Here is a 13,607-nt window from a genome sequence, read left to right on the forward strand (position 1 = left end):
GGGCCCGGCGGCCCCGTGCATGCGGGCGAGGGCGTGGCAGAGAGGCGGCCGGTCCGGCCTGGCGCCTTTGACCGTTCAGTCGGCGACGTGCTGTCCTTCGCCCTGCGAGGCCGCCCCGCCGTGCCTCCGGTGGCCGCCCACGCCGCCCCCTACGCCGCCGCCGTCGCCGGGCTCAAGGCGCTGCTGCCCGAGATCGACGGCCGGTGGACCACACCGGTCGTGCACGACTGGGACGTGCACGCGACCGTCGCGCATCTCCTCGCCGCCGACGAGCATCTGGCCGGACGGCTCGGTGTCGACGCGCGGGTGCCGCCCTCCAGGATCGAGGACGGTACGCGGTGGGAGGACGCCTGGAACCGGCGCACCGCCGACGTCATCGCCCACGAGCACGGCCGTACGCCCGAGGAGACCGTCGCCGACTGGTCCGCGCAGGCGGCCGCGCTGCTCGCCACACCCGAGGCACACGATCCCGAACTCGCCGCCCGCGCCGTGACGTTGATGGGGCTGCGGCTGCCCATCGCCGACCACTTCGTGGTGCGTGCCTTCGAGGCCTGGATCCATACCGACGACATCGGCCGCGCCCTGGGGCTCACGGTGCCGCCACCGCCCGAACGGCACCTCTGGCAGCTGGTCCGCCTCGCCGTCCGGATCCTCGGCCTGGCCCTCGGACCCACCGCGCCGCCGGTGCTGTTCGCGGTCACCGGCGGCGAGGAATGGGTGCTGGGCTCCGAGGACGAGCCCGTACGGGGCGAACTCACCCTGGAGCCCCTGGACTTCTGCCTGTTGGTCGGCGGACGGTACGCACCGGACGCGGTGCCGCGCGGGGCGACCGGCGACGACGCGGCCGTACGGAACGTGCTGGAGCGGGCGGCGTCACTGGCGTGGTTGTAGCCGCCGCCTGTGACGCCGCCCGCTCCGGAGCGGTCGGCTCACTTCACCGGAGTGAAGTCCCTCGCTCCGATGAACTCCGGACGTCGTACCGGCGCCGCGAACGGCTCTACGGCCTTGTTCTCCACGCTGTTGAACACGATGAACACGTTGCTGCGCGGGAACGGCGTGATGTTGTCGCCCGACCCGTGCATACAGTTGCAGTCGAACCAGGTCGCCGAACCGGCCCGGCCCGTGAAGAGCTTGATGCCGTACTCGCTCGCCATGGCGGTCAGCGCCTCGTCCGACGGCGTGCCCGCGTCCTGCATCTGGAGGGACTGCTTGTAGTTGTCCTTCGGGGTGGCCCCCGCGCATCCCAGGAACGTACGGTGCGAGCCCGGCATGATCATGAGCCCGCCGTTGGTGTCGTAGTTCTCGGTCAGCGCGATCGAGACGGACACCGTGCGCATGTTGGGCAGACCGTCCTCGGCGTGCCAGGTCTCGAAGTCGGAGTGCCAGTAGAAGCCGCTGGCCCCGAAACCGGGCTTGACGTTGATCCGTGACTGGTGGACGTACACGTCCGAGCCGAGGATCTGCCGGGCCCGCCCGACGACCCGCTCGTCACGCACGAGACGCGCGAACACCTCGCTGATCCGGTGCACTTCGAAGACCGACCGGATCTCCTTGGACTTCGGCTCGATGACCGACCGCTCGTCCTGCCGGATCGCCGGGTCGGTGACGAGCCGCTCCAGCTCCTGCCGGTAGACGGCCACCTCGTCCTCGGTGATCAGCTGGTCGATGGCGAGGAAGCCGTCCCGCTCGAACGACTCCAGGCCGCCGACGGGGATCGGGCCGGGCGCGCCGGGTGCGGACCAGACGACGGGGTCCCGGCGCGGGACCGACTCCTCGGTGGCGCCGCGGCTGGGGTACAGATCGGTGACAGTGGTCATGGGGTTGTCACACCTCCTCGGGCTCGGTGAGCAGTGGGTAGACGCCGTTCTCGTCGTGGTCCTCGCGGCCGGTCACGGGCGGGTTGAAGACGCAGATGCAGCGGAAGTCCTCCTTGATCCGCATCGTGTGCCGCTCGTGGCCGTCGAGCAGGTACATGGTCCCGGGCGTGATCGTGTACTTCTGCCCGGTCTCGTCGTCGGTGAGTTCGGCCTCTCCCTCGACGCAGATGACGGCCTCGATGTGGTTCGCGTACCACATCGATGTCTCCGTACCCGCGTACAGGATCGTCTCGTGAAGGGAGAAGCCGACCTTCTCCTTCGCGAGCACGATCCGTTTGCTCTCCCAGGTGCCGGACGCCGCCTTCACATGCCGGTCGGTGCCTTCGATGTCCTTGAACGAACGGACGATCACGGTGCTGCGATGCCTCCTTGGTGGATGTGCTGATGCGGTCAGGCGGTTTCGCGGACGGCGCGGGCGAGGATGCTCAGCCCCGCGTCCAGTTCCTCGGGCGTGATGGTGAGTGCCGGCAGCAGCTTCACGACCTCGCCCTCCGGGCCCGACGTCTCGACGAGCAGGCCGAGTTCGAAGGCGCGCTTGGCGATCCGCCCGGCCCGCTCCTTGTCGTGGAACTCCATGCCCCACACGAGCCCGCGGCCCCGGTACTCCTTCACGTCGGCGACGTTCTCCTCGGTGATGGAGATGAAGGACTGCTCGACCTGCTCGCCGCGGGCGCGGGTCTGCTTCTCCATCACGGAGCCGTCCGCCCAGTACGCCTCCAGCGCGGCGGTGGCCGTGACGAAGGCGGGGTTGTTGCCGCGGAACGTGCCGTTGTGCTCGCCCGGCTCCCAGATGTCCAGCTCGGGCTTGAACAGGCACAGTGACATGGGCAGTCCGTAGCCGCTGATCGACTTGGACACGGTGACGATGTCCGGGGTGATGCCCGCCTCCTCGAACGAGAAGAAGGCACCCGTACGCCCGCAGCCCATCTGGATGTCGTCGACGATGAGCAGCATGTCCTGGCGCTCGCACAGCTCGGCGAGCGCGCGCAGCCACTCCGGGCGCGCGACGTTGATGCCGCCCTCACCCTGGACGGTCTCCACGATCACGGCGGCGGGCTTGTTGAGCCCGGAGCCCTGGTCCTCGAGCAGCCGCTCGAACCACAGGAAGTCCGGGACCTTGCCGTCGAAGTAGTTGTCGAACGGCATCGGCGTCCCGTGCACGAGCGGGATGCCCGCACCGGCCCGCTTGAAGGCGTTCCCGGTCACGGCCAGGGAACCCAGCGACATCCCGTGGAAGGCGTTGGTGAACGACACGATCGCCTCGCGCCCCTTCACCTTCCGCGCCAGCTTGAGAGCCGACTCCACGGCGTTGGTGCCGGTCGGCCCCGGGAACATGACCTTGTACGGCAGGTCACGCGGGCGCAGCACCAGGTTCTGGAAGGACTCCAGGAAGGCGCGCTTGGCGGAGGTCGACATGTCGAGCCCGTGCGTGACGCCGTCGCGCTCCAGATAGTCGATCAACGCCCGTTTGAGGACGGGGTTGTTGTGCCCGTAGTTGAGCGAGCCCGCTCCGGCGAAGAAGTCGAGGTACTCGTGGCCGTCCTCGTCGTACATGCGGCTGCCGCGCGCACGGTCGAAGACGGTGGGCCAGCCGCGGCAGTAGCTGCGCACCTCGGACTCGAGGGTCTCGAAGACACTGAGGTCGGGCTGGGTGATGGTCACGACGAATCGCTCCTCGTTGCGTTGCGTGGGGGGTCAGGCAGAGGGAGTGAGGGAAAGGGGACCGATGCGGTACAGGACTTCGGGGTCGTGCGGGCCGTCCGGGAACAGCCCCGTGTCGAACAGGACCTCCCGCTCCACGGCGGCGCCGTGCCGGGCGGCGTACGAGATGAACAGCCGCTCGGAGGCCGTGTTGCCCGGCGTGATCGTGGTCTCGACGCTGCTCAGCCCGCGCTCGGCGCCGACGCGCGAGGTCAGTCCGTCCAGCAGCGCGGCGGCGAGGCCGTGTCCCCGGTACGCCGCGTCGACCGCCACCTGCCAGACGAGCAGGGTGTGCGGCCGCTCCGGCCGTACGTACCCGGTGACGAAGCCGACCGGCTCCCCGTCCGCGCCACGCGCCACGGCGGAGGTGCCGGCGAAGTCCCGGCACCACAGCAGATAGCTGTACGAGGAGTTCAGGTCGAGGTTTCCGGAGTCCTTGGCGATACGCCAGAGCGCGGCCCCGTCCGCCACCGACGGGCGGTCGATGAGCAGGTCTGCTTGTGCGGCAGTCATGCGAATTGAATTTACCCAGGGAAATTCGAAATTGCATGGACGGGTGGGGTTACGAACGGGTGGCACCTGTGTTATCACGCGGGCGCGAGTAGGCGCATGAGGAGGTGCCGATATGCGGTGGTTTGTGCCCCATAAAAGGCGCAAACCACCCGCGATGTGGAACGCGTCACACCTGTGTAACCCTCACGAGACCTGCCCGAATTACACCGGTCCGTGTTCGTCAAATCTTTGTGTTTAGGTCCGGGGAAAGCGGGCAGAAGAAAACGGGGAGCTGCCTTGATAAAGAATTCCGGAATTACATTTAATTCAGGCGCCCGTCACTCCGTCGACCCGCTCCCGCAGGATGTCCGCGTGACCGTTGTGCCGGGCATACTCCTCGATCATGTGGATGAGCACCCAGCGCAGGCTGACCTCGAGACCGGCGAACGGCTCGTCGACCATCCGTCCGACGTCGTCCAGCGACCGCCCGGCGCACAGCTCCTGCCCCCGGGCGATCTCCCGACGCCACACGTCGAGCGCCTCGTCGAGCCCGCGCTCGGCGTCGAGGACGTATCCGTTCCCCTTCCCGTACACCGGCGGCACGTCCAGCCCGCCGATCACGCGCTGGAACCAGTTCCGCTCCACCTCGGTGAGGTGCTGCACCAGTCCGAGCAGCGTGAGCCGGGACGGGTCGGCGGAGGTACGGCGTACCTGGGTGTCGTCCAGTCCCGCGCACTTCAGCTCCAGTGTGGCGCGGTGGAAGGCGAGCCAGCTCTCCAGCATGGGGAGTTCGGCGCCGGTCATGAGGGGGATGGGGCGGCCGTCGGGGAGGGTCATGGGTGTGTGGGGAGTCATGCGGGGAGCATGGCACGGGGGGACCCCCTCCGACTGTCGACTTCTTAGGTCGGGCGGCCCCGTAACCATGGGTTTGATTTGAGAGCCTCAAACTTCTCCTTATAATCGGAACCCATAGTTCCCTCATTGGAGGCTTCCCGTGAAGACGATCCTCGGGCGCCGGACCCGCGTCCTGGCCGCCACCACCGCGACGGCCGGCCTGGTGTTCGTGGCCGGCTGCTCCTCGGACGACGGCGGCGCGAGCGGTACGAAGACCGCCGCCGGCGGCGTCGAGCTCGTCAAGGCGGGCCGGCTCACCACCTGCACGCACCTGCCGTACCCGCCCTTCCAGTCGGAGATCGACGGCAAGGTCCAGGGCTTCGACGTCTCGCTGATCGACCTGGTCGCCGAGGACCTCGGTGTCCAGCAGGAGATCGTCGACCAGCCCTTCGAGAACTTCAAGACCGGCGGGTCCCTCAACGCCGGCCAGTGCGACCTCGCCGCGGCCGGCATGACCATCACCGACGAGCGCAAGAAGAACGTCGACTTCTCGGCCCCGTACTTCGAGGCCACCCAGGCCGTCCTGGCCGACAAGAAGAGCGGCATCGGCTCCTTCGCGGACCTCAAGGGCAAGAAGGTCGGCGCCCAGGCGCAGACCACCGGCGAGGACTACGCGAAGAGCCAGGGCCTCGACCCGGTCTCCTTCGAGTCCTCCGACGCCGTCCTCAACGGGCTGCGCACCGGCCAGGTCGACGCCGTCGTCATCGACTACCCGGTCGTCCAGGGCTGGCTGAAGACCAAGGCCAACGCCGACGCGTTCGAGGTCGCCGACAACATCAACACCGGTGAGCAGTACGGTTTCACGGTGAAGAAGGGCAACAGCAAGCTCGTCGCCGCCATCAACAAGGCGCTCGCGGACGCGAAGTCGGACGGCACGTACAAGAAGCTGTACGAGCAGTGGATCGGTCCCTATGACGAGCCCGCGGCGTCCGCCTCCCCGGCTGCCTCCTGACCCTCATGACCGATACGGACGTACAACTCCAGCCGAAGAAAAAGGGACTGACCCGGCGTCAGAAGCGCCGCCTGTCGCGCGGCGCCCAGTATGTCGTCTTCGTCGCGGCCGTGACCGCCTTCGCGCTCGCGGCCGACTGGGACCGGCTGCGGAACCAGTTCGCGCAGAAGGACATCGCCGAGCAGATGTTCCCCGAGATCATCTCGCTGGCGCTGAAGAACACCGTGCTGTACACCCTGTCCGGCTTCGCCGTCGGGCTGGGGCTCGGCATGGTCATCGCGCTGATGCGGCTGTCCTCGGTGGGCCCGTACCGCTGGCTCGCCGGTGTCTACATCGAGATCTTCCGCGGCCTGCCCGCTCTGCTGATCTTCATCTTCATCGGCGTCGCCGTCCCGCTGGCCTTCCCGGGCACGGAGATCCCCGGCGGCACCTACGGCAAGGTGGCCCTGGCGCTCGGCCTGGTGGCGGCCGCGTACATGGCGGAGACGATCCGCGCGGGCATCCAGGCGGTGCCCAAGGGGCAGATGGAGGCGGCCCGTTCGCTCGGCTTCTCGCCCGGCCGGGCCATGGTCTCGATCATCATCCCGCAGGCGTTCCGGATCATCCTCCCGCCGCTCACCAACGAACTGGTCCTGCTCTTCAAGGACTCCTCGCTGGTGCTGTTCCTCGGCGTCACCCTGGAGGAGCGCGAACTGTCCAAGTACGGCCGCGACCTGGCCAGTACGACCGCCAACTCCACGCCGATCCTGGTCGCCGGCCTGTGCTACCTGCTGATCACGATCCCGCTCGGCTTCGTCGTGCGCCGCATGGAGGCCAAGGCTCAGGAGGCCGTGAAATGAGCCGACCGGAGATTCGGGTCAGGGACCTGTACAAGTCCTTCGGCGCCAACGAGGTGCTGCGCGGCATCGACCTGGACATCGGCCAGGGCGAGGTCGTCTGCGTCATCGGCCCGTCCGGCTCGGGCAAGTCGACGCTGTTGCGCTGCGTGAACCTGCTGGAGGAGCCGACGAAGGGCCAGGTCTTCGTCGGCGGCACCGAACTCACGGACCCGGACGTCGACATCGACGCCGTACGCCGCCGTATCGGCATGGTCTTCCAGCAGTTCAACCTCTTCCCGCACCTCACGGTGACCGAGAACCTCACGCTGCCGCAGCGCAGGGTGCTCGGGCGCGACAAGGCGGCCGCCGCGAAGGCCGCCGCCGAGAACCTGGAACGGGTCGGCCTGTCCGAGAAGGCGACGGCCTACCCGTCGTCCCTCTCCGGCGGCCAGCAGCAGCGCGTCGCGATCGCCCGGGCCCTCGCCATGGGCCCCGAGGTGATGCTGTTCGACGAGCCGACGTCGGCGCTGGACCCGGAGCTGGTCGGGGACGTCCTCGCGGTCATGCGCATGCTCGCCAACGAGGGCATGACGATGATGGTGGTCACCCACGAGATGACCTTCGCCCGCGAGGTCGCCGACCGGGTCGTCTTCATGGACGGCGGAGTGATCGTCGAGGACGGCACCCCCGCCCAGGTCATCGGCAACCCCCGCCACGAACGCACCCGCCACTTCCTCTCCCGCCTCCTCGACCCCGCGATGGCGGACGTGGAGGAGGAGACGTCGGACCAGGTGGGCGGCAAGGACTGAGCCGCCTCCGGAACAGCGACTGATCCGCGTTCGGAATCGGACATACGTGCCTCTGTCGCCCATGGCGTCGGAACCGTCATCATTCACGGCATGACGAGTCTCGACGACGCGGGCGGCTTCGGCGCCGGCACCGCGCTGCCTCCGCTGCCGGAGGACTGGGAACGCTGTCTGGCCGTGGCGGCGCACCCGGACGACATCGAGTACGGCACGGCGTCCGTCGTGGCCCGGTGGACCGCCCAGGGCAAGCAGGTCGCGTACCTGCTGGCCACGCGCGGCGAGGCGGGCATCGACGGGCTGCACCCGGACGTGGCGGGCCCGCTGCGCGAGGCCGAGGAACGCGCCGGGGCACGCGAAGTCGGCGTGGACACGGTGGAGTTCCTCGACCACCCGGACGGAACGATCGAGTACGGACCGGCCCTGCGCCGCGACATCGTGCGGGCGATCCGCCGCCACCGGCCCGAGATCGTGGTGTCGGGGGCGTACACCGTGCGCATGGTCGCGGGCGTCACCAACCAGGCCGATCACCGCGTGGTCGGCCTCGCCGCGCTCGACGCGGCACGGGACGCCGGGAACCGGTGGATCTTCCCCGAACTCGCCGACGAGGGCCTCGAACCCTGGGGCGGCGTCCGCTGCGTGTGCGTCGCCGGCGCCGAGCGGCCCACCCACGCCGTGGACGTCTCCGGCGAGCCGCTGGAACGGGGCATCGCCTCACTCGCCGCCCACGCCGAGTACACCAAGGGTCTCGGGGCCCAGACCTTCGACCCCCGCGCGTTCCTGACCTGGACGGCCCGGCAGGGCGGGCCCGCCCTCGGCGTCGAGGCCGCGGTCCTCTTCGACGTGCACATGCTCGCCTTCGAGGGACCGCCGCCCTGGGAACAGTGACGCCGGGACGCTGACTAAGGTGCCGTCCATGAGCGATCGCACGGTGCTGCAGGTGAAGGGCCGGGTCCTGGTGGGTCCCGACGACGTACGCGACGAGCTGTGGGTGGTCGACGGCCGGGTCTCCTACGACCGTCCCGTGGCCGCCCGCGACGTCCGTACCGTCAAGGGCTGGGCCCTGCCCGGCCTCGTCGACGCCCACTGCCATGTCGGCCTCGGCCCGCACGGCCCGGTGGACGCGGACGTCGCCGAGAAGCAGGCGCTGGCCGACCGCGAGGCGGGCACCCTGCTGATCCGCGACGCCGGCTCCCCGTCGGACACCCGCTGGACCGACGACCGCGCGGACCTGCCGAAGATCATCCGCGCGGGCCGGCACATCGCCCGCACCCGCCGCTACATCCGGGACTACGCCCACGAGATCGAGCCGGACGACCTGGTCGCGTACGTCGCCCAGGAGGCCCGGCGCGGCGACGGCTGGGTGAAGCTGGTCGGCGACTGGATCGACCGCGAGGTGGGCGACCTGACGGCCTGCTGGCCGCGCGAGGCCGTCGAGGCGGCGATCGCGGAGGCCCACCGCCTCGGCGCCCGCGTCACGGCTCACTGCTTCGCCGAGTCCTCCCTGCGCGACCTGGTGGAGTCCGGCATCGACTGCATCGAACACGCGACGGGCCTGACCGAGGACCTGATCCCGCTGTTCGCCTCGCGCGGCGTCGCGATCGTCCCGACCCTGGTCAACATCGCGACGTTCCCCCAGCTCGCGGCGGGCGGCGAGAACAGGTACCCCCGCTGGTCGGCCCATATGCGCAGCCTCTACGAACGCCGCTACGACACGGTCCGCAGCGCCTACGACGCCGGCATCCCGGTGTACGTCGGCACGGACGCGGGTGGTCACCTCCCGCACGGTCTGGTGGCGGCCGAGGTCGCGGAACTGGTCACGGCCGGGATCCCGGCCGTGGAGGCGCTCTCGGCGACGACATGGGGTGCCCGGAAGTGGCTGGGGCGGCCCGGTCTGGAGGAGGGCGCGGCGGCGGACCTGGTCGTGTACGAGCAGGATCCTCGCACGGACATACGTGTACTGGGGGCCCCACGGCGGGTAGTGGTGAACGGGCGGGTCGCCGGCTAGGCCCTTCAAGGGCGTGTCCATGGCATGTCGAAGGGGAAGGGCGAGTTCCGGAATGTGAACGATCGCTCGAAAGTCTGCACGGATGCGCCACGATCGTGTGAACCCCCGTCGGATCGCTGTCGAACGAGCGGCAGTACGACATCCTTTCGAGGTCCCAAGATTGTCCTCTCTGGGGGTCCCCCACCTTGAACGGCTCCAACTTCCGTATTCCCGCACGCCGTTTCGCCACTGTGGCGACGGCGACGGCCCTGGCCGCCGGTCCCGTGGCCCTGGCCGGCGCGGGCTCCGCGCACGCAACCCCCGACCAGGGCCGTGCGAGCGCCGTCGTCCTGCGCACCGGGCTCGACGTCTCCCTGCTCAACAAGACCGTGAACGTCCCGCTCGCGGTCTCCCTCAACGAGGTCCAGGCCCCGCAGAGCGCCGAACGGACCACGCTGACCGCCCGGTTGAACGGGGTGGACGGCGGACAGCAGTTCAGCGTCCTGGACGCCGAGGTGGCCTCCGCGAAGGCGACGGTCACCGACACGAAGGCCGAGGGCCGCACCGACCTCGCCCACGCCAAGGTGCATGTCCCCGGCCTGCCGCTCCTCTCGCTCATCGAGGTCGGCACGGTCACCTCGAAGGCGACCTGCGAGGCCGGGAAGACGCCGGTCGCCTCGTCGAACCTGCTCGGGGCGGTGACGGTCCTCGGCAAGAAGGTCACGGTGACCGCCGACGGACCGACGGACGTCCAGGTGCCCGGCATCGGCGAGGTCCGCCTCGACCTGTCCAAGAAGGAGACCACCTCGAGCACGGCGGCCGCGACCGCCCTCGAACTCGAGGTCTCCGTCAACCCGTTGAAGCTGAACGTCGCCGAGGTGACCGGCACCCTGACCCTGGCGAAGGCGACCTGCGAGGCCCCGCCGGCCCCGGAGGCGTCGTCGGCCACCCCGTCGTCCACCGCACCGGGCCCGGACCCGGCCGGTGACGTACAGGCGCAGGGCGAGGCGCAGGGCGCACCCGCCGAGTCGGGGCTCGCCGAGACCGGCGGCAGCTCGACGACGCCGTACATCGCGGGCGGCGCGCTCGCCCTGCTCGTCGCCGGCGGGGGAGCGGTGGCGCTGGCACGGCGACGCAGCTGACCGCCTCCGGCGCCGGACACGTCGCGCCGCGGGACTGGCCACGGTCCGTGCCGTCGCCAGTCCCTGGCCCCGCCGGCTGAGCTGGGCCGCTGTCGTCCTCGGCGTCCTGGTCTTCGTCCCCTGGGGCGGCTTCTTCGCCTTCCTGCTGTCGGAGCTGTGGGTGGCCGCCGTCAGCGTGCTGCCGGCCCGCCCCTCGCATGGTGCGCCAGCGTCACCGCCCGGTCCAGCGCCTGCAGGAACGAGTTGACCGTCGCCCGGTCCCGCACCGCCAGCCGCAGCCACTCCTCGCCCAGCCCCGGGAACGTGTCCCCGCGCCGCACGGCGAACCCCAGGTCCCGCAGATGCCGCCGTACAGCAGCCGCCCCCGGCAGTCGTACGAGGACGAAGGGACCCTCGGCGGGCTCGGCGACCCGGAGTCCGTCCGAGGCGAACTCGGCCAGCCCCGCGACGAGATGGGCCCGGTCCGCGGCGATACGGTGAGCCGCGTGCGCGGCCTCCGCCAGCGCCTGAGGGGACACACAGGCCTCCGCGGCGGCGAGTGCGGGAGTGGAGACCGGCCACAGGGGCTGGGCGCGCTCCAGTTCCGTGATCGTCTCCGGGTCGGCCAGGACATAGCCGATCCGCAGCCCGGCCAGCCCCCAGGTCTTCGTCAGGCTGCGCAGCACCACCAGGCCGGGGATGTCCGTCCGCCCGGCCAGTGCCTCCCGCTCGCCCGGCACCGCGTCCATGAACGCCTCGTCCACCACCAACGTCCGCCCAGGACGGGCCAGTTCGGCGATCGAGGCGGCCGGGTGCAGGACCGACGTCGGGTTGGTCGGGTTGCCGATCACCACCAGGTCGGCGTCCTCGGGGACGGCCGCCGGGTCCAGCCGGAAGCCGTCCGCCTCCCGCAGCAGCACCCGGTCCACGGTGTGCCCGGCGTCCCGCAGCGCCGCCTCCGGCTCCGTGAACTGCGGATGCACGACGACCGGCTGACGCACCTTCAGGGCACGCGCGAGCAGCACGAAGGCCTCCGCGGCCCCGGCCGTGAGCAGCACCCGCTCCACCGGCAGCCCGTGCCGCGCCGCCACCGCCGCCCGCGCGGCCCGCCCGTCCGGATAGGCGGCCAGCCCGCCGAGCGACCCGGCGATGCGCTCACGCAGCCACGCCGGGGGCGTGTCGGCGCGGACGTTCACGGCGAGGTCGACGAGGACCGCGCCGTCGTCCCGCACCTCGGCGTCCCCGTGGTGCCGCAGGTCGGGTCCCTCAGTGCGCATGGGAGTGGGCGCCATGGTGGTGGTGTCCGTGGTGATGGTGGCCGTCGTCGTCGGGGTGGAAGTGCGGCTGCTGCGGCATCCCCACCTTGTCCTCGAAGCCGGGCAGCGCGATGCGGTACACACACGAGTCGCAGTTCATCCGCAGATCGCCCTTCAGGGCCTCCTCGTACCGCTCCATCACCAGGTCCAGCAGCTCCGGCTCCGGCCCGATGACGTCCGCCGACCGCACCTCGACCTCCGGGTGCGCGGCCGCCCAGCCCTCGGTCTGCTGCCGGACCCGGTCCGGGAGGATGCCGGTGAACAGGAAGTACGGCAGGACGACGATCCGCCGCGCCCCCAGCTTCACGCACCGGTCGAGCCCGCTCGGTACGTCCGGCGCCGCCAGTGACACGAACGCCGTCTCCACACCGGCGTACCCGCGCCCCTCCCACAGCAGCCGCGCCGCCTTGTGCACCTCGGCGTTGGCGTCCGGGTCGGTCGACCCGCGCCCGACCAGCAGCACGGTCACATCGGCCCGGTCCTCGGGCGTGCGTGCCGTACCGCCGAGCGCCTCGTCCAGCCGCCGCTCGAGGACGGACAGCAGCGCGGGGTGCGGGCCCAGCGGACGGCCGTACGTGTACGTGATCGCGGGGTGCCGCTCCTTCTCGCGGGCCAGCGCCGCCGGGATGTCGCCCTTCGCGTGCCCGGCGGACACCAGCATCAGCGGCACCGCGGCGAACCGCCGTACGCCCCGCTCCACCAGCTCGGTCACGGCATCGCCCAGCGGCGGCGGGGACAGCTCGATGAAGCCGCCCGCGACGGGCAGTTCGGGGTGGCGGCGCCCCAGCTCCCGGACGAAGTCGCGGAACGCCTCGGCCCCGGCATCGTCCCGGGTGCCATGGCCGGCGATGAGCAGGGCGGGCGGCGGGGTGGTCACGATTTCTCCTCGGAGTGTTCAGCGGCTTCGGCGTACGAAGTGGGGTGGTACAGCAGGGCGTTGAGCGCGGCCGCGGCGACCGCCGAACCGCCCTTCTCGGACACGTTGCTCACGGCGGGCAGCCCGCTCTCCCGCAACGCGGCCTTGGACTCGGCCGCCCCGACGAAACCGACGGGCAGCCCGATCACGAGCGCGGGCGAGACGTCCAGGGTCAGCAGCTCCTCCAGGGCGGTCGGCGCGTTGCCGATCACCCAGAGGGCGCCCGGACCGACCTGCTCGTAGGCGAGCCGGATCGCGTGCGCCGAACGGGTCAGCCCCGGCCCGGCCTCGGCGTCCTTCAGCCGGCAGACGGTCTCCCGCCGGGTGATCCCTGCCGCCACCATCTCGACGTCCACGACGACGGGCGCCCCGGCGTGCAGCGCGGCGTACGCCTTCTCCAGCGCGCCCTCGTCCATGACGAGATCGGTGGCGTAGTCGAGGTCGGCGGCGGAGTGGATGACCCGCTCCACCACCGCACGGGTCAGCGGCGGGAAATGCGAGGTGTCCAGGCGGGTGCGCAGCCGGCGGAAGGACTCCTGCTCGATCGGGTGAATCACGCGGTTCACCGGGCCTCCCGGTGGTAGCGTCGCCGCGTGCTGAGCGAGAACCAAGCCAGCACAGCAGCCTCCAATCTTTGGGGAAACCGGGCTGGTTCCAACCCGGCTGGTGTTGATCGCGTAAGTCTCGATCGTTCGCTGAGCGGCCGAGCAGTGTGAGCCAGGAATCCTCC

Annotated in this window: 15 protein-coding genes; 7 read left to right on the top strand and 8 right to left on the bottom strand. The window is 70.6% G+C overall.

Annotation, left to right across the window (positions count from 1 at the left end):
• Window positions 1-891: maleylpyruvate isomerase family mycothiol-dependent enzyme (locus AQJ91_RS02760; protein WP_107122319.1), on the top strand; the 891-nt coding region annotated here is incomplete at its 5' end.
• 38 nt (window positions 892-929) lie between these two features.
• Here the strand turns inward: AQJ91_RS02760 and thpD are convergent.
• The 5 genes from thpD to AQJ91_RS02785 all read right to left on the bottom strand — a co-directional run bounded on the left by thpD (window position 930) and on the right by AQJ91_RS02785 (window position 4,925).
• Window positions 930-1,817, bottom strand: a complete 888-nt coding sequence (gene thpD / locus AQJ91_RS02765; protein ID WP_067015665.1) for an ectoine hydroxylase — start codon at window positions 1,815-1,817, stop codon at window positions 930-932.
• Between the two features lie 7 nt (window positions 1,818-1,824).
• Window positions 1,825-2,229, bottom strand: coding sequence for an ectoine synthase (locus AQJ91_RS02770; RefSeq protein ID WP_067015668.1), 405 nt, complete (start codon window positions 2,227-2,229; stop codon window positions 1,825-1,827).
• A gap of 38 nt (window positions 2,230-2,267) precedes the next feature.
• Complete coding sequence (gene ectB, locus AQJ91_RS02775) at window positions 2,268-3,539, bottom strand: diaminobutyrate--2-oxoglutarate transaminase (protein ID WP_067015671.1); 1,272 nt, start codon at window positions 3,537-3,539, stop codon at window positions 2,268-2,270.
• Window positions 3,540-3,572: 33 nt separating this feature from the next.
• Window positions 3,573-4,091, bottom strand: coding sequence for a diaminobutyrate acetyltransferase (gene ectA, locus AQJ91_RS02780; protein WP_067015673.1), 519 nt, complete (start codon window positions 4,089-4,091; stop codon window positions 3,573-3,575).
• A gap of 306 nt (window positions 4,092-4,397) precedes the next feature.
• Window positions 4,398-4,925: a DinB family protein gene (locus AQJ91_RS02785; RefSeq protein WP_067015676.1), complete on the bottom strand. Its 528-nt coding sequence runs from the start codon at window positions 4,923-4,925 to the stop codon at window positions 4,398-4,400.
• A gap of 139 nt (window positions 4,926-5,064) precedes the next feature.
• On the opposite strand from AQJ91_RS02785, the gene AQJ91_RS02790 reads away from it, so the two are divergent.
• The 6 genes from AQJ91_RS02790 to AQJ91_RS02815 all read left to right on the top strand — a co-directional run bounded on the left by AQJ91_RS02790 (window position 5,065) and on the right by AQJ91_RS02815 (window position 10,666).
• Window positions 5,065-5,916 (top strand): transporter substrate-binding domain-containing protein, encoded by an 852-nt coding sequence (locus AQJ91_RS02790; protein WP_067015679.1) that lies wholly within the window; start codon window positions 5,065-5,067, stop codon window positions 5,914-5,916.
• Window positions 5,917-5,921: 5 nt separating this feature from the next.
• Window positions 5,922-6,755, top strand: a complete 834-nt coding sequence (locus AQJ91_RS02795; protein WP_067015683.1) for an amino acid ABC transporter permease — start codon at window positions 5,922-5,924, stop codon at window positions 6,753-6,755.
• The gene (locus AQJ91_RS02800; protein WP_067015687.1) at window positions 6,752-7,543 is read left to right on the top strand and encodes an amino acid ABC transporter ATP-binding protein; all 792 of its coding nucleotides are present in this window, start codon (window positions 6,752-6,754) and stop codon (window positions 7,541-7,543) included. The genes AQJ91_RS02795 and AQJ91_RS02800 overlap by 4 nt, the downstream gene beginning before the upstream one ends.
• A gap of 90 nt (window positions 7,544-7,633) precedes the next feature.
• Window positions 7,634-8,425, top strand: coding sequence for a PIG-L deacetylase family protein (locus tag AQJ91_RS02805; protein WP_067015690.1), 792 nt, complete (start codon window positions 7,634-7,636; stop codon window positions 8,423-8,425).
• A gap of 28 nt (window positions 8,426-8,453) precedes the next feature.
• Window positions 8,454-9,545, top strand: coding sequence for an amidohydrolase family protein (locus AQJ91_RS02810; protein WP_067015694.1), 1,092 nt, complete (start codon window positions 8,454-8,456; stop codon window positions 9,543-9,545).
• A 185-nt stretch (window positions 9,546-9,730) separates the two neighbouring features.
• Window positions 9,731-10,666, top strand: coding sequence for an SCO1860 family LAETG-anchored protein (locus AQJ91_RS02815; protein WP_067015697.1), 936 nt, complete (start codon window positions 9,731-9,733; stop codon window positions 10,664-10,666).
• A gap of 170 nt (window positions 10,667-10,836) precedes the next feature.
• On the opposite strand, the gene cobC is transcribed toward AQJ91_RS02815, so the two are convergent.
• The 3 genes from cobC to AQJ91_RS02830 are packed head-to-tail and all read right to left on the bottom strand — an operon-like array spanning window position 10,837 to window position 13,443.
• The gene (gene cobC / locus AQJ91_RS02820) at window positions 10,837-11,922 is read right to left on the bottom strand and encodes an Rv2231c family histidinol phosphate aminotransferase CobC (protein WP_234381783.1); all 1,086 of its coding nucleotides are present in this window, start codon (window positions 11,920-11,922) and stop codon (window positions 10,837-10,839) included.
• Window positions 11,912-12,838: a sirohydrochlorin chelatase gene (locus tag AQJ91_RS02825; RefSeq protein ID WP_067015703.1), complete on the bottom strand. Its 927-nt coding sequence runs from the start codon at window positions 12,836-12,838 to the stop codon at window positions 11,912-11,914. The genes cobC and AQJ91_RS02825 overlap by 11 nt, the downstream gene beginning before the upstream one ends.
• Window positions 12,835-13,443: a precorrin-8X methylmutase gene (locus AQJ91_RS02830; protein WP_067015706.1), complete on the bottom strand. Its 609-nt coding sequence runs from the start codon at window positions 13,441-13,443 to the stop codon at window positions 12,835-12,837. The genes AQJ91_RS02825 and AQJ91_RS02830 overlap by 4 nt, the downstream gene beginning before the upstream one ends.
• Window positions 13,444-13,607 lie beyond the last annotated feature (164 nt).

This window comes from Streptomyces dysideae (assembly GCF_001514305.1).
Classification (GTDB): Bacteria; Actinomycetota; Actinomycetes; order Streptomycetales; family Streptomycetaceae; genus Streptomyces; species Streptomyces dysideae.